Genomic DNA, 20,351 nt, shown 5'->3' with positions numbered 1-20,351 from the left:
TTTCGGCAGAAAAAAATTGACAAAACTTATATTGCCGAGGCGATCTCGAATTCACTTATCTTTCTAAATGCTGTTTTCTGACTTTTTCAGCAAGCCCTATTTATGCCCGGAGATCCCCCTCGCATCCCCCGCATCGTTGCGGGGACTTTAAGAGCTTCTTGTCCCACCCCCTACTCCCCTTTTTAAGGGGGGTTAGGGGGGATCTGTCTTAAGTGAACCGTATTGCGTTATAGGCGACTTGTCGCCCCGACAGTTAAATTACTAATTCATTATCTGAAATTTGGAGATGTTCCAATTCCCAATCAAAATCCCAGAAATCATTTTCGGCTCCAATCTCGCATTTTTTATCGTCTCATACCCTGATTCAGCAACGCCTTCAGGGTAATTATACTGTGTGATGCCCTAGGGTGCGGAATGTGGGTTGAATAAGGTCAAGATACAGACTTTTGCTGGCTGGGTATCATGACCAACGCCCAGTAGGGAACCTGGGCCGGATCGACATCGGCGATCGCCCGAATGGACTGATTCGGCATAGTTGCGCGTTCTATATATAGTGCGCGATCGAATTGTCCCAACTCAATCAGCACGTCTCGAACTTTCGCAAAGTGCCTCCCCAGCTTAATAATCACCGCAGCATCAACCAGCGCCAGTCGATCGCGCAAAACATCAGCGTCCAACGTCGCAGGCATAATACTTAACACATCGTTACGATAAGTCAGTGGCACTCCCAGGGCACTCGCACTCGCCATCGTCGAAGAAATTCCCGGCACAACTTCGGTTGTAAATTTGCCCGACAAACGGTTGAACAAATACATAAACGTGCCGTAGAGAAAAGGTTCGCCCTCGCACAAAACCGCCACATCCCGCCCTTCGCTGAGGTGGGCGGCAATTTTCTCGGCTGCAATATCGTAATACGGTTGAGACGATCGCGTGGGGCTAAAAGGCAGTGGCATCGGAATCTCAATTTGTTCTGGGCGCAAGTAATCTGCGACGATCGCGCGCGCGAGCACTTTACCATTTTCCATCGCCGGATACGCAATCACCGGCACCGATTGCAAAATCCGATAAGCTTTCAAAGTTATCAATTCCGGATCGCCAGGGCCGATGCCCAATCCGTACAATTTACCAGTAGTCTTAGTCATAGTTCGTCCTCTTTAGCTAACGCATTCACGGCTGCTGTTGCCATCGCACTGCCACCGCGCCGTCCGTGTAGCGCGATAAATGGCACTCCCCGACTGTTGGCAGCGAGTTCGGCTTTGGATTCGGCCGCCCCCACAAATCCTACCGGGAAACCCAGAATTAATGCCGGTTTCGGGGCTCCAGCATCCAGCATTTCCAGCAATCGGAATAAAGCAGTCGGGGCATTGCCGATCGCCACAACTGCACCATCTAACTTATCTAGCCACAAATCGAGTGCTGCTGCCGATCGAGTATTACCGATTTGCCGCGCCAACTGCGGTACATCGGGATTCCAGAGGGTGCAAATCACTGGATTGTCTGCGGGAAGCCTTTTGCGGGTGATGCCTTCGGCTATCATCCTGGCATCGCACAGAATTGGTGCGCCTGCTGCGAGGGCTTTGCGCCCGTGGGTGGCGGCAAGGGGGGAAGCTGCTAAGTCTTTAACGATGTCGATCATTCCGCAACTGTGAATTAGTCGCACTGCGACTGTTTCTAAGTCTGGCGGCAGGTTTGATAAGTCTGCTTCGGCGCGGATTGTGGCGAAGGATTTGGTGTAGATTTCTGTTCCGTCTCGGATGTAGTCAATCATTAAGATAATTGGGAATTGGGAATTGGGAATTGGGAATTGGGCATTGGGCATTGGGAATTGGTAATTGGGAGACTGTACTTAACTTTATTTAAAATTGTTAGGGGAAGTTTGTTTGATTTGTGGAATGGCTTTTTTTAATGAACCGCGAAGGCGCTTTAGGCGAAGCCGCGCGTCAGCGCTAGGGCGCGAAGTAAGAAAGAGAAGGGGAGATAATGACAGTTTGTCTGTTTTAATGATTTTCTGGGTTCAGTAATTTCTGCAATTTGTCGATCGCCCACCGATCGCAAAATTCACCTAATGACTCGCGAGGTTCTCGAAACCGCTGGTAGACGCGCAACATTCGCTCGATCGCACGAGGCATCTCGGCTACACTGACGGCTGGGAATATTTGCCGTCCAAAGGGCAAGTCTTTTGTACCTGCATAAATGTTGTAACCTGGGATTGTTTCGCCTTTCTGCTGAATCTGAATTCCTATTAAGGTGATATCTATTGGCTGGTGTTGGGCGCAGGATTTTTCGCATCCGCTGAAATGTATATTGATCGATCGGTCGATCGTCAGTTTTTGCGCTAAATCCCTCACCATTGCTAGGGCGTCACTTTGAGTATCTGTCGCTGCTGACGCACAGCCGCTGCTACCGGCGCACGCAACTAAGCAGGAATCTAGGCGAGTTGCAGATGAGTGCAATCCTAAATCGGCGATTTGCTGATTGACCTCGCAAACCTGGGAGTTGGGGATGTCAGAAATCAGCAGATTTTGCCACTGCGTAAGTCTCAGGGTGCTTCCGCCTAGATTTTGGGCTAAATTTGCCAAATTTCTCAGTTGCTTTGATTCTAGCTTGCCTAGGGGGAGTGCAATGCCGATGTAGGAGAAATCGGACTGTCGTTGACTGTGAATGCCGAGATTACCGTTGGGTGCGCTCGTGACAGGCAGGATGCCTGTTCCACAAGAGTTGTTGGATATGTCTTTTAGAAAAAGTTCGATCGCCTCTTGCCGCAATGCAAACGGCAAATTTTTCTCTACTTGTTCTAGATATTTTTCTGTACCCCAATCAGCGAGTAGATGACGCAAACGCGGTTTTTTACCATCAATTCGAGGCTGACTTTTTGTATATTCAAGATACGCGTTTGTTAAGCTTGCTAATACTACAATACATTGCGATTCTTCGATTATAATTCCGGTCTCAACGCCGTTGAAATGCAGACCAAAAATAATTTTGGAATTTGTCAATCGCCTTTTTGCCACTAATAAAATATCATTGCGGAAATTCCGGATAGAAACTAATTCTCCGCCATCAAAGCCAATGCTGAATTTAGCGGAAAGTTCCGATAACTCAGGATGGGTTTGCAGGTAATTATCCCAAGCTGCAACTAGCGGGCGAGTATCCAGTAAGTTTTGGCGATCGATTCCTGCTGTCGGACTTGCCATTATATTGCGAATTTGGTCAACTTCAACGCGCCGAGACGCTAATCCCAATTCCTGTAAATCTTGCCAAACTTCTGAGGGAATTTCCGAGTGCAATTCTCGGATTTGTAAATTTGCCCGATTTGTGACTTGCAAACAGCCGATACTGTAGCGATCGACTAAATTGGCGATCGACCAACACTGCTGTACATTTAAAATTCCCCCCGGAATCCGCATCCTCGATAAAACGCCGTCTCGGGCTTGGGAACCGTAAAATAAGCCGGGACAAGTCGGTAAATCACTCAAAAGCAACAAATAATCTCCTTCCCCGTGCGACGCAGGGAACCTAAAAGTAAACGCGGCAAACGCGCCCTGAAATCGGCATTCTGACTCTCACAGTTGCGGCACAGCGCCGGAATTGCACCGGACTTTCCCGCTTTCAGGTTTAAGAAATATATCATAAGTCGATCGCCAGCAGCACAAAATCTCAAATTTCTTAACAAATGCCCGGTTATTTTGTATAGTTGCTAATACGAACTCGCCAGTAGACCGGAATATTCCATTTGTTAATATAAATGGCGTTGCTTAATCAGGGTATGAAAGGCTAAATATGCCAGTCATAGAAACCAGTATCGACAAAGCTTGGGGATTTTTAACTTATTTTTTTCATACCCTGATTAAGCAACGCCAATTTTTTAGCCAGTTTCTGGAAACTCACTATGCTGATTGTTTCAAGGCTGCGATCGCTCTGCCGATATATTCAGACACGGCTGAATCAAGTGCACCCTGGGAGACAACCTCTACTCCTTCCTGTTGATACATATTGTTGAGCGATCGCGCAATTTCCGCATCACCGCCCGTGAACTCCTGAACCAGTTATAGCCAGCGTCGAGCCAAGACTTGCACCGATTCGTCAGCCGGATCTGTGCCGTTTTTCATTTGAGTCCGAACCTGTTCAATGAGTTTTTGCCAATCTGTTTGACTTTGCTGGATTCGTTCCTCTCCCAACAACTCCCGGCGTTGCTTGATGGTTTCCAATTGTTCAGGCGTGTAGTATTTTTCAAACATACAAATTGCCTCAATGGTGTGAATCAAATTTTCGACGGAAACCGATTGTGCCGATTGTAAACTGCTAGAAATCGACTCCAATCGGTTGAGCAATCGGTGAGACAAATCAATCTGTTCTTTCAGACGCGCTACATGGAGTTGAATGATTTGCTCTAGCGAGAAATTCCGCTGTTCCAAACATCCTCGGATTTCCTCTAAGGAAAAGCCGATTTGTCGCAGCGATACGATTTGCTGCAAGCGGATAATGTCATTATTCGCATACAGCCGATAGCCTGTTTCAGTCCGCCCCGACGGCGAGAGTAAACCAATTTCTTCGTAGTAATGCAGTGTCCGGACGGACACACCTGTTTGTTTTGCCAAATCGCCGACTTTCATCGCCAAGGGTGGCATACCTTTCCTCCTTTCGGTTCAGAGTCGATCGCGGAATGAATCAATCGTAAAACCCTCACGTGGCGTCAGTGTCAAGGGGTGAAGCGAAAAAATTTTCGGAGCTTGGGCGATCGCCTATATTAGATTTGCGGGCAATTACAAAAAACATTGTGACATCGTTCCAAAAGTCTTGTGTCCTTGAGACTGCATTTATTGCGGCAAAATAGTCTTGTTTGCATTGTTCCCATTGCTGGTATGACCATTGCACTCCCTGAAGTCCAAATGCGCTGTTTGCGTTGCCATTCCAAGCAGCTTCTGCATCTTGTAAGTACAATCCAAATTGCTCGTTGGTAATTTCAATATTCTCAAACCCGATCGATCGCAAAATTTGGCAACATTTCTCGTGCGTCCCCAGTAACTCGTTGGGATTGCGAATCGTAATGCCGTATCGCTGCACGACTTCCCGAAATAATATAGATGTGGTTGGAGAGGTTTCTGCCAGACAGGAAAAGGCGACAACTCCGCCCGGTTTCAGAGCATTGTACCATTGACGGAGGGCTTGCGGAATATCTGTCAGATAGACGATCGCACTGGAACACAAAATTACATCAAATTGGTTGTCGGAAAATTCTTGTTCGTCGGCGTCTGCTTCGGCAAACTCGATATTCGCCAGCCCTAAACCTGCAACTTTCTGCCTCGCTTGCTGCAACATTCCCGCAGCAAAGTCAGTTCCCAAAACCCAGCCAAGAGCCCCAACAACCTGGGCCGCCGCAATCGCCGCTAAACCTGTGCCGGTAGCGATATCTAGAACTTGCTGGTGCGATCGCAATTTTGCCAATTCTACTAACCGAGTTGCAGCCCGTTTGTGAAATTCATTTTCGTAATCCGGGCGGTTGTTAAAGTCATTCAGAATCTGCTGTTTGTAGGCACTTAGCGAGTCAGTCATGTTGAGTAATTGGTTAAATTTTCTACACTCCTGGACGCAACAGGCAGAATATGGGAGTTAACGCTTAGGTATGTTGTTGCGCTTCAGCGCTCTTTAAATCTATATGAAAGAGCGCAAAGAGAGTAACTACGTACCTTGTATCAACTTATCTGGCAACAAACATCTCAAAACTGGGATCGCGAAGCTGTAATCAGCTACAATCCAGTTTGGTAAAGAATTTTTACGAGCTAACTGCCCATTACAGCCTTTTGGGCCTGTATTACCCAACGTGACTGAAAATATGGATTTTGCTACTCTTGCAGCCCAGCTAAACGCTGGAACTATCTTACCCGAGGGAATTGTCATCATCACCCTCTTGGTGGTTCTCGTCGGCGATTTAATCGTAGGCCGCAGTTCCTCTAATTGGACTCCCTACGTTGCCGTTGCGGGTTTGCTGGCCGCCATCGCTGCCTTGTGTTTGCAGTGGGATAACACTAACACTATCTCGTTTCTGGGCGGTTTTAACAGCGATGCCTTGAGTTTGGTGTTTCGCGGAATTATCGCTTTGACGGCGGCTGTCACTATTTTGATATCCGTGCGCTACGTACTGCAAACGGGTACTGCTTTAGCGGAATTTATCGGCATTTTGCTCACGGCTACTTTGGGGGGAATGTTCCTCAGTGGCGCCGATGAATTGGTGATGATTTTTATTTCGTTGGAAACTCTGAGTATCTCGTCTTATTTGCTGACGGGTTACACAAAACGCGATCCGCGTTCCAATGAAGCTGCTTTGAAATATTTGTTAATTGGTGCATCTTCTTCGGCGGTGTTTCTCTACGGTATTTCGCTGCTGTACGGATTGTCTGGCGGCCAAACTACTCTAAGTGCGATCGCAGCCAACCTTTCTACAGTTAATAACGGTGAATCTCTTGGTTTGGTGATTGCATTGATTTTTGCGATCGCCGGAATCGCCTTCAAAATCTCCGCAGTTCCTTTCCACCAATGGACTCCAGACGTTTACGAAGGTTCGCCCACACCAGTTGTTGCCTTCCTTTCCGTCGGTTCCAAAGCCGCCGGTTTTGCCCTAGCCATCCGGTTATTAACAAGTGCATTCCCCGCACTCACAGAACAGTGGCACTTCGTATTCACAGCCTTAGCCATACTCAGCATGGTGTTAGGCAATGTGGTGGCCCTCGCCCAGACTAGCATGAAGCGGCTTTTAGCTTATTCGTCGATCGCCCAAGCCGGATTTGTGATGATTGGTTTAGTCGCAGGAACCGAAGCCGGTTACTCCAGCATGATATTTTATATGTTGGTTTACCTGTTCATGAACCTAGGCGCTTTCGCCTGCATCATCCTCTTCTCCCTGCGGACAGGAACCGACCAAATCAGCGAATACTCCGGTTTGTATCAAAAAGACCCGCTGCTAACATTAGCCTTAAGTATTTGCCTGCTTTCCCTCGGTGGAATTCCGCCACTGGCTGGATTTTTCGGCAAAATTTATCTATTTTGGGCAGGCTGGCAAGCTGGACTTTACGGCTTAGTTATCCTGGCATTAATCACCAGCGTAGTTTCAATTTACTACTACATCCGCGTCGTCAAAATGATGGTAGTAAAAGAACCTCAAGAAATGTCAGACTCCGTGAAAAACTATCCGCCAGTTCGCTGGAACCTTCAGGGAATGCGGCCATTGCAGGTCAGCGTTGTACTCACCTTAGTTGCAACAACATTGGCAGGAATTTTATCGAACCCTTTGTTTAACTTAGCAAACGATTCTGTCACCAAAACTCCGATGCTGCAATCAGCATTGAGTCGGATTGTACCAGTTGCAACTACTAAAGTTGAATCAAATCTTGTGTCTCGCAACGATTAATTTTCGGGAATCTTGAAAGATTATATAGCGCCTAACTGTAACAAGTTAGGCGCTTTTTCAATTCAAAAAATCGGTTCGTAGTGAGGACTTCAGTCCTCAGCATTTGATGCGGACTGAAGTCCTCACTACAAACAGATCCTGTGATATAATATTAATTATAATTTTAATTACCAAATTAATATAAATGAGCAAAGAACACACCTACCGCATCCATACAGTTTGGACAGGTGCCAGTCAAGGTACTACTTCATCTTATGATGCTTATTCTCGCGAGTATACAATAAATATCGAGGGTAAACCACCATTCCTAGGTTCAGCAGACCCAACTTTTCGGGGCGATGCTGCACTGTACAATCCAGAAGATTTATTGGTAATGTCGCTGTCAGCTTGCCATATGTTGAGCTATCTTGCTTTATGTGCTCGTGCTGCGATTCGGGTGATTTCTTACTCGGATGAAGCGACAGGTACAATGACACAAAAAGATGGCAAAATTAGATTTACCGAGGTAATTCTACGTCCGAAAGTAACCATCGAAGCTGGTAATGATTTGGAAAAAGCACGCAGTTTGCACGACAATGCACATCATGTTTGTTATATTGCGAATTCGGTAAATTTTCCCGTGCTGAATGAAGCAACAGTTATTGAAATGAATGCTTCCGAAGTCAATAATTAACAAAGTCGCAACAGAGGTGAAAATGTTAGTAAAAACCAAGCAAAACTTTTATACTCCAGATGAGTACCGAGAGTTAGAAGAAACTACCGAGTTTAGAAATGAATATCGCGATGGAGAAATTGTAGAGATGACAGGCGGCACAATTAATCACAGCCGGATTATCCGAAATTTGAGCAGAGTTTTAGGAAACTTGCTGGAGGGGCAGCCTTTTGAGGTTTTTCACAACGATTTGCGGTTGTGGATTCCTCGATATCGACGGGGAACTTACCCCGATGTGATGGTGATTGAAGGAGAACCAGTTTTTAGCGAAGGGCGCAGTGATGAGATACTTAATCCAATCATGATTGTGGAAGTGCTTTCTAAGTCTACTAAGGATTTCGATCGAGAGGATAAGTTTCGGTTTTATCGATCGATCCCTGAATTCCGCGAGTATGTATTAGTCAGCCAACAAGAATTTTTAGTGGAACAATATATTAAGAATGAATCAAATCAATGGTTGTTTCAGGAATATGAGGGAGAATCTGTAACAGTTGCTTTCCCTGGGCTGGGAGTGCAAATGTCAATGAGCGAGATTTACAATCAAGTAATATTTGAAACAGACGAGACTGAATTGCATCAGTAATTAGGTTCATAGTGAGGACTTTAGTCCGCATCAATTAGGTTCGTAGTGAGGACTTTAGTCCGCATCAATCAGGTTCGTAGTGAGGACTTTAGTCCTCTTCAAATAAGAGAGGACTGAAGTCCTCACTACGAACACTTATTAAACTCAAAGTAAAATCGCATGAATGTAATCTGGCTACTATTAAAAGCTTCTTGGTTGAATGTTTCCATCGCCATACTCACAGGCTTAATTAGCGGTGGTTGCAGCGCCCAGTTAATTGCTTTCATCAACCGCGCCATCAGCGATAATTCCAATCAAAATTTAGTCTGGTATTTTGCTGGATTGGCAGTTTTAGCCCTCGTCACCGGAGTTATCTCCCAATTTTTGTTAATCTACCTTTCTCAAGAAGCTGTTTACAATTTGCGGCTGAGTTTGAGTCGAGGGATTTTGTCTTCTCCTTTGCGGCACTTGGAAGAATTGGGCGCTAATCGGTTGCTGGCTACCCTTACCGATGATGTGGGAACTCTTTCTAATACTATATTTTTGATTCCTTTTCTCTGCGTTGATATTGCCGTTGTTGTTGGGTGTTTGACTTATTTAAGCACGCTTTCGGGGGTTGTTTTTGCTGTTGTATTTGCTTTTTTAGCGCTGACTATTGGTACGGTACAGTTGCTGCTTAACAAAATGCGGAAATTTTTTGATTTGGCGCGGGAAGAACAAGATATATTGTTCAAGCATTTTCGCAGCATTACTGAAGGAATTAAGGAACTTAAACTGCATTCGTTGCGCCGTCAGGAATTTTTTGATGAAGAGTTGCAGGTAAGTGCTGCTGATTCCCGCGATTACAATTTGCAGGCGCTGAATACCGCAGCAGTGGCGACGGGAGTCGGGCAATTGCTATTTTTTATGCTGATTGGTTTGCTGTTGTTTGCTGTGCCGAAATTTGTGGCAGTTTCTACGCCTGTTTTGTCAGCTTATATTCTGACAAGTACCTATTTGATGTCTCCGTTTCAGAATATTTTGCAAAGGTTGCCGGCTATTTTTAGGGCTAATACTTCTGTGGAGAAGATTGAGAAAATGGGATTGGCTTTGGCGAGTCAAGCTGAGATAAATGCTGCGCTTCAACCAGTGAAAAATGCTGATTGGAAAATCCTGGAGTTGAAGGGGACTACTCACAGCTATCCGGGAGATAAGGAAGACAGTAATTTTGTTTTGGGCGAAATTAGTTTAAAGTTTCATCCGGGTGAATTGGTGTTTATTGTGGGTGGTAATGGCAGCGGTAAGTCTACTTTTGCTAAGTTACTTACTGGTTTGTACATTCCTGAATCTGGAGATATTCTCTTAGATGGACAGCAGATTACTAATGACAATAGAGAGTGGTACAGGCAGCATTTTTCTGCTATTTTTTCGGATTTCTATTTGTTCGATCGCCTTTTGGGGATGACTAATCACGATTTGGACAATCAGGCGGCTGAATATCTGCGTGAATTTCATTTGGATAAGAAGGTTGAGGTGAAAGATGGTATTTTATCTACTACGGCTTTGTCTCAGGGGCAGCGAAAACGGTTGGCTTTGTTGACGGCTTATTTGGAAGATAGGCCGATTTATTTGTTTGATGAGTGGGCTTCGGATCAAGATCCGTTTTTTCGGGATATTTTTTACAAGCAGTTGTTACCGGAGTTGAAGCGCCGCGGGAAAACGGTGTTTGTGATTAGTCATGACGATCGCTATTTCGATCTAGCCGATCGCGCAATTAAACTAGATTACGGTAAAATTCAGTATGACCGACAACATGGATAAGTATCGAATCGTCGAAACTCTGACTGAAAGTCAGGTTTCCGACTTGATGGATTTGTACAAAAACGAGTTTTGGTGCGACAAGCGGAAGCGGGAGGATGTGGTGAGGATGCTGGCCGCGACTGATGTTATCATTGGTTTGGTCGATGAGGGCGATGGCGTCCCGCCCCGCAAGCTACGGCTAATTGGCTTTACCCGCGTCATGACTGATTTTGTCTACAGAGGCACAATTTTTGATGTGATTGTCCACCCAACATACAGAAAGATGGGACTGGGTAAGGTGTTGATGGATGCAGTCTTAAATCATCCCCAACTGCAAGCCGTGGAGAATTTGTCTCTTAACTGTTTGCCGAAAATGATCCCATTTTACAAACGCTGGGGTTTCACTGATGATATCGGTGAAATGAAGTTTATGCGAAAAATACGCTCAACTTAGTTTGTTCAAATCCCCAATTTTTCGCGAATCACTTCTGCTTTGAAACCTACTAAAACAGCCGTTCCATCTTTAACAAAAAGAGGACGTTTCAGCAGCATCGCATCTTTAGCAAAAGCTTCCACCCACTCTGCATTCGTCCAGTCTTGCCTCTCGTCACCCAAGGCGCGGTAAGATTGACCGGATGTATTTCGCATTGGTTGAAAACCTAAAGTAGCTACCCATTTGTGAATGGTTTCGCGAGTGGGTGGCTGTTCTTTTGTGTTAATAAATTCGTAAGTGACAGCGTTATCTTTGAGCCACTGGAAAGCTTTTTTGCAGGTTCCGCAGTTGGGAATTCCGTAAACTTGAACAGACATAATATTTGGGAATTGGGAATTGGGAATTGGGAATTGGGTCGAAAAGCATTGGGCATTGGAAGCAACAAATAACCAATAACCAATAACTAATAACTAATAACCAATAACTAATGACTGCTAACTAATCTAGCTTGTAGAACCCATTTTTGCACGCGATCGACTGAAGGAGTCAAATCATTGCGCTGCATTGTCGCTACGTGGAGTCTGAGGATTTGTTGGTGCAGTCTCTCCACAGGCATTTGAGCCAATTGAGCGGCTGAAGCAACGCCTGCGTGCAGCAACAGCCCGCAATACTGACAGCCTACACTCGGAATTCGAGCCAGCTCTGCCATTGCTACCCATTTATTAAGATTTTGAACGTTAATCTGTAATTGCTGTGCTAGCAGCACTTTCGCCGCCGGTGTTTTCGTCATCCGAATTAGTTGTCCGATTGTTGTGATGCCGCACTCTTCTAGTTGAGACTGGTTTGCGTTGCTCAATCCCGGCAAGTGTTCGATCGGCCAATCGCGTACTTGCACCGAAGTTTTAGAAGTTGTGTGAGAAGTTTTCATATTTTTTTCAGTGAATTTACTTATACTTTAAAGTCTAAAATATACGATCGTCAATAGAGGCTATTACTCATGTCACAAAATCAACAACAATCCGATCGACTAATTTGGCAGATCCCGGGTGTTGAATTCTTGCTGTATTGCTTGTGCAGTAACACTTTCAACTTTTTTATCCTGGCAGTCGGCGAAGGTTCGTGGTGAACAAAATTAGGCCCAGGATGATGACAAAGACGATCGCAAACATAGCACTAAAGAGTGCAGCAAAAAAGAAAATAAAGATGAGGCTTTTCCCCAAAATGGCTGCTAAATTTGAAGCCTGGACTTTTGTGCTGTGATGCTTAGAATCAAAGGACTGAAGTCCTTACTACAAACCGAACTCAAAATTATGAATTTTGACCCATGCAAATTACAAAAGGTGATGAATTGTTAAGAAATATTTTACACGAACGGCGGCAAAAACTGGCCAGTTTAATTGATTTTCCTGTAATTCTATGGTCTGGCCGCAGCATTCCTCGCAATTATCCGGCACTTGTTTATCCTTTTCGCGCCAGCAGTCACTTTCTATATTTTGCTGGTTTGCCGTTAGAAAATGCAGCGATTCGTTTAGAATCGGGCAAGTTAGAACTGTTCTTAGATGATGCCGATCCTGGTAGCACGCTTTGGCACGGGGAAATGCCGAAAAGAGCGGAAATTGCTGAACGAATTGGCGCTGATGCTGCTTTCCCCATGAGTGAGTTGAAAGCGCGAGGGACAAATGCAGCTACGATCGCCCTTCAGGATAGCTCGATCCGGTTGCAACAGTCGGATATTCTAGATCGCTCTTTAGCACCCTCCAAATCGCCAACCGGCATCGATCTAGAGTTAACTCAGGCGATCGTCTCGCTGCGCCTGAGCCACGATGCAGCCAGTTTGGTTGAATTGCGTCAAGCTGCGGCTGTCACCGTAGCAGCTCACAAAGCGGGCATGAGGGCAACTCCAACAGCTAAGATTGAAGCGGGTGTGCGGGCGGCTATGGAAAGTGTGATCATCTCGGAAAATATGACTTACGCCTACCCAAGTATTGTCACCGTGCAGGGGGAAGTTTTGCACAGCGAACACTATCACAATCCGGTACAAGCAGGAGATTTGCTGTTAGCAGATGTCGGTGCAGAATCGTCAATGGGATGGGCGGCTGATGTGACTCGCACTTGGCCGGTTTCGGGCAAGTTTTCTCCGACTCAAAGAGCGATTTATGATGTAGTTTTGGCAGCCCATGATGCTTGTATTGATAAGATTAGTCCCGGCGTGGAATATCAAGACATTCACCTGTTGGCTGCTAGAATTATGGCGGAAGGATTGGTCGATTTGGGTATTTTGCGGGGTAATGTTGACGATTTGGTAGAAATGGATGCTCACGCGCTGTTTTTTGTGCACGGAATCGGACATTTAATTGGTTTGGATGTTCACGATATGGAAGATTTGGGAGATTTGGCAGGCTATGAAGCGGGGAGAGTGAGAAGCAGTCGGTTTGGGCTGGGATTTTTGCGACTTAATCGTGTTTTGCGATCGGGAATGCTGGTATCGATTGAACCGGGTTTTTACCAAGTTCCGGCTATCTTAAATAACCCAGAAACTCGCGCCAAATATGAAAATTTCGTAAACTGGGACGAGTTGGGTAAATTTGCGGATGTCCGGGGGATACGCATTGAGGATGATATACTTGTGAGCGCAGGGGGTAGAGAAGTATTGACGGGGGAACTGCCAACAAAAGCTCTGGAGATTGAGGACTTAGTTGGGATAAGTGCATAGGTATCGATCGCCAAAAGTGCGATCGCCAGCATCTCAATTTTTGCAAAAAGCATTTTTTTTACCAGAAAGAATTGGTTGAAAGCCTTTCCCTTTGAGGGAGAAATGAAAATTAGACTATTCATTACTCCAATCCTCTGACTTAAGGGTAGAGGTCGCTCTCAAACTGTCAACTGTCAACTGTCAACTGTCAACTGTTGAAAGTGCTGTGCTGGCTTGCGTGCTATACATAGCACGAGAACTCTTGAAATGCACTACAAATGCAAACCTGAGATGCTTTCAGTGCGATCGCCCGCAGTTCCATCATGTGTGACCAACATAAATAAATATGAATAAAGCTTGGCAAATCGGTCTGTTTGTGTTCGTTGAAAAACTAGCGGTGCAAGTCCAAAAATTTGCAGCACGGAGACTGGCGCGCATTTTTCGGACAAAAAGTGTAGTCGCACCGCCACCGATGCAATCTGCACCTTTGCCTAGCAATGAAGCAGACAGGCTAAAAGCACTTAACCACTACAATATTCTCGATACAGATGCCGAAGGAGCTTTTGATGACTTAACAGCTTTAGCATCCTATATTTGCGGCACTCCTATTGCTTTAGTCAGCTTAGTAGATACTAACAGACAGTGGTTTAAATCAAAAGTCGGTCTTGGAGCAACAGAAACTCCCAGAGAGATAGCATTTTGCTCTCACGCTATTTTAAATCCCAATGAATTGCTAGTTATACCTAATGCTATGGAAGACGATCGCTTTGCCGGCAATCCGCTAGTAACTTCCGATCCAAATATTCGGTTTTATGCTGGGGCACCGTTAGTAACTCCTGAGGGTTTCCCCATTGGCACTTTGTGCGCCATAGATACAGTTCCTCGCCATCTCACCTCAGAACAACTAGAAGCCCTGCGGACTTTAGGAAGGCAAGTTATTAGCCAAATGGAGTTGCGAATTAATTATGCTAAATTAAAGCGGGCGCAACTCAGGCAAAAACAAGTAGAAGCAAAACTCCGTTCTAGTGACGAGCAAATTGTCAATTTTTTAGAAGGAATGAGTGATGCTTTTTTTGCTCTCGATCCCCAGTGGCGATTTACTTACGTCAATTATAAAGCAGCGCAATTTTTGCAGCGCGAGCCGGAAGAACTTTTTGGTAAAAATTTTTGGGAAGAGTATCCAGATTTAGTAAATTCGGTATTCTATAAAGAGTCTCATGAAGCTGTATCTAAACAAGTCGGAGTAACTTTTGACAAATATTATCATCCCTTAAAAGTCTGGTTGGAAGTGCGGGCTTTTCCTTCTCACGATGGCATTTCTGTATTCTTTCACGATATCACCAAGCGCAAGCAGATGGAATCTGCTCTCAGAAAAGAACAGAAAAAAACTGATAGTTTGCTGCTAAATATTTTACCAGAAGCTATTGCAGATAGGTTGAAGCACGAACCGGGGGTAATTGCGGACAAGTTTGAAAAAGCTACAATTCTTTTCGCTGACTTGGTGAATTTTACTCAAATTTCTACTACGATGTCCGCCACAAAATTGGTATACTTGCTGAATGAAATTTTTTCAACTTTTGACCAACTGACTGACAAGCACGGGTTGGAAAAAATTAAGACGATCGGGGACGCTTATATGGTAGTAGGTGGCATTCCCATTGAGCGCCCAGATCACGCAGAGGCGATCGCCGAAATGGCACTGGATATGCTAGCGGCAATTCAGGAATTAAATGTGAAGCTAGACTCGAATTTTGACATCCGCATCGGAATTAATAGCGGCCCGGTGGTAGCGGGGGTAATCGGCACTAAAAAATTCATTTACGATTTGTGGGGAAATGCGGTGAATACAGCCAGCCGCATGGAATCTCACGGCATCCCCGGCAGCATTCAAGTTAGTATCTATACTTACGAGTTGCTGCGGGATAAATATGAATTTCAAGAGCGGGGTTTGATTGAGATTAAGGGTAAAGGGGAAATGCGGACTTATTTTATGACTGGTAGAAAGACAGAAGGCGAGATGGAAATAGCCGGAGATTAAATCAAATTAAGTGCAGTAGCGTGCCTAGGAAGAATAGATGAGATTGCCAAAGTGTTTTTAATAAAATTTGGGACGGGCAAGATGCCCATCCCACAAAATAAACAATTTGGGACGGGCGGCAAGATGCCCATCCCACAAAATAAACAATTTGGGACGGGCAAGATGCCCATCCCACAAAATAAACAATTTGGGACGGGCAAGATGCCCATCCCACAAGCAAAAAAAAATTGTGGGATGGGCATCTTGCCCGCCTAGATATTTTTGGAAGAGATCAAATGAGTTAAATAGGGTGCGTCAGCTTGGCAAATTTTTGCGACAAATTCACAATCTCATTCTGACGTACAATTTGTTAGCTGGTGCGTCAGAATGAGATCGTCTGTGAGGATTCAGAATTATTTTTGCTGACGCACGCTACGGCTAAGACTTGAAAGTACCTGAACAATCAGGCTCGATCGCAAACCAAGCAAAACCGCCGTCGCAAAGGAACCAAATCAGATTATGCTATATGCAGAGATATCCGGGCAATCCCATGTGCGGTATATAGATCCTATAAAAATATTAAATTAAAGTCGTCGGAGCCTTTAATATGGTTCAGTTTCATATTCAAACAGATAGCGAGATCCCTGCATCTACGCAACTATTCAATCAAATCAGGTTTGCGATCGCCTCGCGCCAGTTTCCGCCCGGGCACCGCTTGCCCAGCACGAGGCAGCTAGCGATGCAGACGGGTTTGCACCGCAACACCATCAGCAAAGTATACCGACAACTAGAAAATACCGGACTCGTAGAAGCCCAAGCCGGATCGGGGATTTACGTGCGCGCCCAAGGGCACGAAGGCGGCAGCAAACTCAAATCCCCGATTCTTGATGAATATCCCCTTGCCAATAAAATAGTGCAAGAAAGTATGGATCAACTGCTGGGACAGGGCTGTACGCTCAACCAAGCTAGGGAATTATTTTTGGCCGAAATTGACTGGCGACTCCGGTGCAGCGCGCGGGTGGTCGTCACAGCCCCCACAGAAGACATCGGCGTGGGTGAGCTGATGGCGAAAGAACTGGAACAAGCTTTGCGGATTCCCATCCAGTTAGTGGCGATGGAAGATTTAGGTACTTTTCTGGATAACATCTCTGCGGGAACTGTAATCACCAGTCGTTATTTTATCGGACAAGCGGAATTGATTTCGGCGCCGCGTTCGGTGCGAGTGATTCCCGTAGACATCTATGATTATGTTCAGGAAATTCAGTTAGTGGGGAGTTTGCCGAAGGATAGTTATTTGGGTATTGTCAGTCTGAGTTCGGGAATGTTGCGATCGACTGAAGTGATTATTCACAGTCTCCGGGGCGAGGATTTGCTGGTGATGACGGCTTTGCTGTCGGATGCTTACAAGATTAACTCGATCGTGCGATCGGCTAGAACTATTTTCTGCGACCAACCGAGTTTTGCTACAGTAAAAGCTGCCATTAACGCGGCCCGAGAGGATATTATTCGTCCCCCGCAACTGGTATGCTCGGAAAATTACATCGGCTCTAAGTCGATTAATTTACTCAAGCGCGAGTTGGGCTTGGGATAGAGTTGACAGTTGACAGTTGACAGTTGACAGTTGACAGTTGACAGTTGACAGTTGACAGTTGACAGTTGTAGGGGCAGTGCCCCGTGAGAGCCCTCTTAGTTGACAGTTGACAGTTGACAGTTGGTAGTTGGTAGTTGTTATTCCAATAACCAGTAACCAATAACCAATAACCAATAACCAATAACCAATAACCAATAACCAATAACCAATAACCAATAACCAATAACCAGTAACCAATAACCAATAACCAATAACCAATAACCAATAACCAATAACTAATAACCAATAATCCATGCCAATTGAAATCCAACCTTCAATTAATGTTAAAACTGCGATCGAAAGCCGGCGGGCCGCGCGCAGCTTCAAGTGCGATCCGATTCCCCCAGCAATATTGGCAGAGATTTTGCGCTTGGGAGTGCGATCGCCCTCCGGTTATAATTTGCAGCCTTGGCGGTTTATTGTACTTAAAGATCCAGCCAGTAAAGAAAAATTAAAAGCTTGTGCCTTCGACCAGCGGCAAGTGGTAGAAGCCCCAATCGTGTTAATCTGTTGTGGCGATCGGCGCGCCGCCCAACCCGAAAACACCGAAGCCGTCATCGAATTGGGCAAAGCCGTAGGTGGAATGAACGAGAATTTAGCTGGTTATATGCGACAAGCAATCCCGCAATTGTTCGAGAACCATCCATGCTTTGAGTCCGTAGAAGCTTGGACAAACAGACATACAATGCTCGCAGTAGCTCATTTAATGATTGCAGCTAAAAGCTTTGGAGTAGACAGTTGTCCGATGGAAGGTTTTGTCGCAGCTAAGGTGAAAGAAGCCTTTCAAATTCCCGCAGAAGTAGATGTATGCTGTTTGCTACCGCTTGGTTATGCAGCAGAACCTTTGAAACAATACGGCGGTCGTTTTGACGTGACTCAAGTTTATTTCAGCGAAAGTTATGGAGAGGCCTTGCAAGTTGAAATTTGAGAGTTAAGATTTGAGAGTTGAGATTTGAGACTTAAGATTTGCCTGAGTTTGTGCAAAAGTTCAAACAAATCAGAATACCGACTATTTTGCAATTTCACAATCCGAAATTGCAATCTAAAATCTAAAATCTAAAATCTAAAATTTCAAGTGTGGTGATAGTAGACAGAGGAGGAAAAAATATGACAGTAGCAGCGCGACAAAGCAAGGCACAAATTCTAGAAGTAGAGTTACAAAAGCACTTGCAAGCAGCCGGATTTAAAAATTTACCGCTTTATATCAGTTGCGATTTTCGAGATGACTCTTTAACTGTTGTGGGAGAACACCCGCGTAGTTTAGTTCTCAAAGCTAAACCGACTTTTGCGGTGCTAGAAGCAGCAATTCTCGAAATAGAACCGGAATCGATTCAACAGATTGGACTTTGCCTCAAAATCACCGGGCAAAAACAGCCTTATGCTTTCCATTCTTTTACCATGCACAACCCTGTTTTGTCAAGACCCAGAACAGTGGAAGTGCTGAAAAAACCCGAGAAGCAACCCGCAGCAGAAACAGGGATAGTTTTAGCCGAAAATGCTGCTGAGACGGCGGATGTAGCGGAGGAAATACCGTTAGAAACGGATGTTAAAAATGCGGGCGGTGATGAATATTTCCCTAATTTTTCCGAGAGTTCCAGCGATTCCGATCCGATCGCCTTTAAGGTAGCTGCAATCCCGGAAAATATCGCAGAAAATCCCTTCGATGCGCTGGATATGGAAGCGGTAACAGTCGCCGAAACGCCGAAGACTTCACCGTTTACGATGTTGGTGGCGGCCGGAATGGTAAGTCTGGTGGCGGTGATTTTGGCGGGCGGTTATTACCTGCTGAGTCGCCCCTGCGTCATCGGAGAATGTACTGCATTAGCCAATGCCAAACAGTTGAGCGACAATTCGGCGAAGACTCTGAAAACTTCCAAGGTTGCTAGCAGCCCGGAAGAGGCGCAGGAACAGTTAAAACAGGCGATCGCACTTTTGGAACCAATTCCGGCTTGGTCAATTCATCGCGGCGAGGCTCAAACTGCGATCGAAAAATATCAGGAGCAAAGTCAAAATATCACATCTGCGATCGATGCAGCGCGCCTCGCACAGTCCGCAGCCGGGAAAACCCAAAATCCGCCTGTTTCCGAACAGAGCTTGCAGCAAGCCGAAACATTGTGGCAAAGTGCGATCGGCCAACTCGGAGAAATCCCCACAAGCAGCCCAGTTTATCCATATGCTCAGACAAAGGCGAAGGAATACCGAAAGAATTTAGCCACTGGAAATCGGCAATTAGGCACAGAAAAACAAGCCGAAAAACTGTTGATCGCCGCCAAAAGTGCAGCCCAAATAGCAGAAGCTCGGGAAGCAGTAGCTCAGACATCGCAGACATGGGGACAAGTGGAAGCAGGTTGGGAAAAAGCCCTAGGAATTATATCAGAAATTCCCAGCAACACGCAATCTTATCAACTAGGTAGATTGCTAGTTCCGAAATACGAAACCAAGCTTTCACAAGCTCGCGAGCGCCGAAATGTGGAAGGAATTTCGGAAAATGCCTACACTCAAGCTGTGACTTTAGCAGCGGAAGCTCGAATTTTTGAGGGCAAAAACGGCTGGTTTAAAGCATCGGAAAACTGGCGAAGAGCTTTGAGTTATGCGGAGCAAGTTCCGACGGCTACTTCCTATTCCCAAAAAGCCAAACCGCTGATTGAATCCTATACAACATCTTTGCAGCAAGCGGAAGTTAAGTTGCGGGAAGAAAGAAACTTGCAAAAAGCGCGCACGGATTTGGATAGAACTTGCAAAGGCAAGCCAAAAATTTGCGATTATACTGTTAGTAATGGTTTGATTGCGGTGCAGATGAATTCTGATTACGTGCAGAAGTTGCAACAAACTTTCATTCAGGCGAATAACAATAATTCTGCGAAGAGTCGCCAAGCTGTGGAAAAGCACGTTGCTACTTTGCAAAAGGCCTTGGAGGCGATCGCGGAAAATGCGAAAATTCCGATGCAGGTGTACGATGGCGAAGGCAAGCGGATTGCGAGTCACGAACCGAAGTAATGGCAGCATCTCATGTTTGCAGTGCAGGTACGTAGTTGCGCTTCAGCGCTCCGGAAAGGTACGTAGTTGCGCTTCAGCGCTCCGGAAAGGTACGTAGTTGCGCTTCAGCGCTCCGGAAAGGTAC

Annotated in this window: 19 protein-coding genes and 1 riboswitch; of the genes, 11 read left to right on the top strand and 8 right to left on the bottom strand. The window is 45.5% G+C overall.

The window, feature by feature from the left end:
- Positions 1-431: 431 nt before the first annotated feature.
- From JGK07_RS21255 to cobG, 3 genes are all read right to left on the bottom strand, one after another.
- Entirely contained in the window at positions 432-1,142 is a 711-nt protein-coding gene (locus JGK07_RS21255; RefSeq protein ID WP_293193370.1) for a precorrin-2 C(20)-methyltransferase, read from the bottom strand.
- Positions 1,139-1,768, bottom strand: a complete 630-nt coding sequence (locus tag JGK07_RS21250; RefSeq protein ID WP_293186726.1) for a precorrin-8X methylmutase — start codon at positions 1,766-1,768, stop codon at positions 1,139-1,141. The genes JGK07_RS21255 and JGK07_RS21250 overlap by 4 nt, the downstream gene beginning before the upstream one ends.
- Positions 1,769-1,997: 229 nt before the next feature.
- Positions 1,998-3,476, bottom strand: a complete 1,479-nt coding sequence (gene cobG / locus JGK07_RS21245) for a precorrin-3B synthase (protein WP_293209020.1) — start codon at positions 3,474-3,476, stop codon at positions 1,998-2,000.
- Between the two features lie 52 nt (positions 3,477-3,528).
- Positions 3,529-3,645, bottom strand: a riboswitch (cobalamin riboswitch).
- A gap of 135 nt (positions 3,646-3,780) precedes the next feature.
- On the opposite strand from cobG, the gene JGK07_RS21240 reads away from it, so the two are divergent.
- Positions 3,781-3,987 (top strand): hypothetical protein, encoded by a 207-nt coding sequence (locus tag JGK07_RS21240; protein ID WP_293225417.1) that lies wholly within the window; start codon positions 3,781-3,783, stop codon positions 3,985-3,987.
- Positions 3,988-4,046: 59 nt separating this feature from the next.
- Here JGK07_RS21240 and JGK07_RS21235 read toward each other — a convergent pair whose 3' ends face one another.
- Complete coding sequence (locus JGK07_RS21235) at positions 4,047-4,628, bottom strand: MerR family transcriptional regulator (protein ID WP_293186722.1); 582 nt, start codon at positions 4,626-4,628, stop codon at positions 4,047-4,049.
- A 55-nt stretch (positions 4,629-4,683) separates the two neighbouring features.
- The gene (locus tag JGK07_RS21230) at positions 4,684-5,553 is read right to left on the bottom strand and encodes a methyltransferase domain-containing protein (RefSeq protein WP_293225419.1); all 870 of its coding nucleotides are present in this window, start codon (positions 5,551-5,553) and stop codon (positions 4,684-4,686) included.
- A gap of 280 nt (positions 5,554-5,833) precedes the next feature.
- Here JGK07_RS21230 and JGK07_RS21225 point away from each other — a divergent pair, with 280 nt between their 5' ends.
- From JGK07_RS21225 to JGK07_RS21205, 5 genes are all read left to right on the top strand, one after another.
- Positions 5,834-7,405, top strand: coding sequence for an NAD(P)H-quinone oxidoreductase subunit N (locus JGK07_RS21225; RefSeq protein WP_293193367.1), 1,572 nt, complete (start codon positions 5,834-5,836; stop codon positions 7,403-7,405).
- A 184-nt stretch (positions 7,406-7,589) separates the two neighbouring features.
- Positions 7,590-8,078 (top strand): OsmC family protein, encoded by a 489-nt coding sequence (locus tag JGK07_RS21220; RefSeq protein WP_293186719.1) that lies wholly within the window; start codon positions 7,590-7,592, stop codon positions 8,076-8,078.
- A 22-nt stretch (positions 8,079-8,100) separates the two neighbouring features.
- Entirely contained in the window at positions 8,101-8,700 is a 600-nt protein-coding gene (locus JGK07_RS21215; RefSeq protein WP_293186718.1) for a Uma2 family endonuclease, read from the top strand.
- Between the two features lie 159 nt (positions 8,701-8,859).
- Positions 8,860-10,479: a cyclic peptide export ABC transporter gene (locus JGK07_RS21210; protein WP_293186717.1), complete on the top strand. Its 1,620-nt coding sequence runs from the start codon at positions 8,860-8,862 to the stop codon at positions 10,477-10,479.
- Complete coding sequence (locus tag JGK07_RS21205) at positions 10,460-10,912, top strand: GNAT family N-acetyltransferase (RefSeq protein WP_293186716.1); 453 nt, start codon at positions 10,460-10,462, stop codon at positions 10,910-10,912. The genes JGK07_RS21210 and JGK07_RS21205 overlap by 20 nt, the downstream gene beginning before the upstream one ends.
- A 5-nt stretch (positions 10,913-10,917) precedes the next feature.
- On the opposite strand, the gene JGK07_RS21200 is transcribed toward JGK07_RS21205, so the two are convergent.
- Both JGK07_RS21200 and JGK07_RS21195 read right to left on the bottom strand, forming a co-directional pair.
- Positions 10,918-11,268 carry a Spx/MgsR family RNA polymerase-binding regulatory protein gene (locus JGK07_RS21200; protein WP_293186715.1) on the bottom strand — a complete coding sequence of 117 codons (351 nt, stop codon included), beginning with the start codon at positions 11,266-11,268 and terminating at the stop codon, positions 10,918-10,920.
- Positions 11,269-11,375: 107 nt separating this feature from the next.
- Entirely contained in the window at positions 11,376-11,819 is a 444-nt protein-coding gene (locus JGK07_RS21195; protein WP_293186714.1) for a DUF4332 domain-containing protein, read from the bottom strand.
- 396 nt (positions 11,820-12,215) lie between these two features.
- Between JGK07_RS21195 and JGK07_RS21190 the strand changes: the two genes are divergently transcribed.
- The 3 genes from JGK07_RS21190 (at position 12,216) to JGK07_RS21180 (ending at position 17,191) form a co-directional block, all read left to right on the top strand.
- Positions 12,216-13,604 (top strand): aminopeptidase P family protein, encoded by a 1,389-nt coding sequence (locus JGK07_RS21190; protein ID WP_293186713.1) that lies wholly within the window; start codon positions 12,216-12,218, stop codon positions 13,602-13,604.
- A 325-nt stretch (positions 13,605-13,929) separates the two neighbouring features.
- Positions 13,930-15,621, top strand: a complete 1,692-nt coding sequence (locus JGK07_RS21185) for an adenylate/guanylate cyclase domain-containing protein (protein WP_293186712.1) — start codon at positions 13,930-13,932, stop codon at positions 15,619-15,621.
- A gap of 586 nt (positions 15,622-16,207) precedes the next feature.
- Complete coding sequence (locus JGK07_RS21180; RefSeq protein WP_293186711.1) at positions 16,208-17,191, top strand: GntR family transcriptional regulator; 984 nt, start codon at positions 16,208-16,210, stop codon at positions 17,189-17,191.
- Here the strand turns inward: JGK07_RS21180 and JGK07_RS21175 are convergent.
- On the bottom strand, positions 17,162-17,485 hold the full coding sequence (locus tag JGK07_RS21175) for a hypothetical protein (protein WP_293186710.1): 324 nt from the start codon (positions 17,483-17,485) through the stop codon (positions 17,162-17,164). The two genes, JGK07_RS21180 and JGK07_RS21175, sit on opposite strands and share 30 nt — an antisense overlap.
- Between JGK07_RS21175 and JGK07_RS21170 the strand changes: the two genes are divergently transcribed.
- A complete protein-coding gene (locus JGK07_RS21170) occupies positions 17,484-18,158 on the top strand; it encodes a nitroreductase family protein (RefSeq protein ID WP_293186709.1) in 675 nt (224 codons plus the stop codon). The genes JGK07_RS21175 and JGK07_RS21170 overlap by 2 nt on opposite strands.
- 179 nt (positions 18,159-18,337) lie before the next feature.
- Positions 18,338-20,227 carry a hypothetical protein gene (locus JGK07_RS21165; protein ID WP_293225421.1) on the top strand — a complete coding sequence of 630 codons (1,890 nt, stop codon included), beginning with the start codon at positions 18,338-18,340 and terminating at the stop codon, positions 20,225-20,227.
- The last annotated feature ends 124 nt before the right edge of the window (positions 20,228-20,351 follow it).

It is taken from the genome of Microcoleus sp. PH2017_24_DOB_U_A, assembly GCF_020738205.1.
In the GTDB taxonomy this organism is placed as follows: Bacteria; Cyanobacteriota; Cyanobacteriia; order Cyanobacteriales; family Microcoleaceae; genus Microcoleus.
Note: the sequence above shows the minus strand (reverse complement) of the source record. Positions and strands in the feature narration are given on the sequence as shown.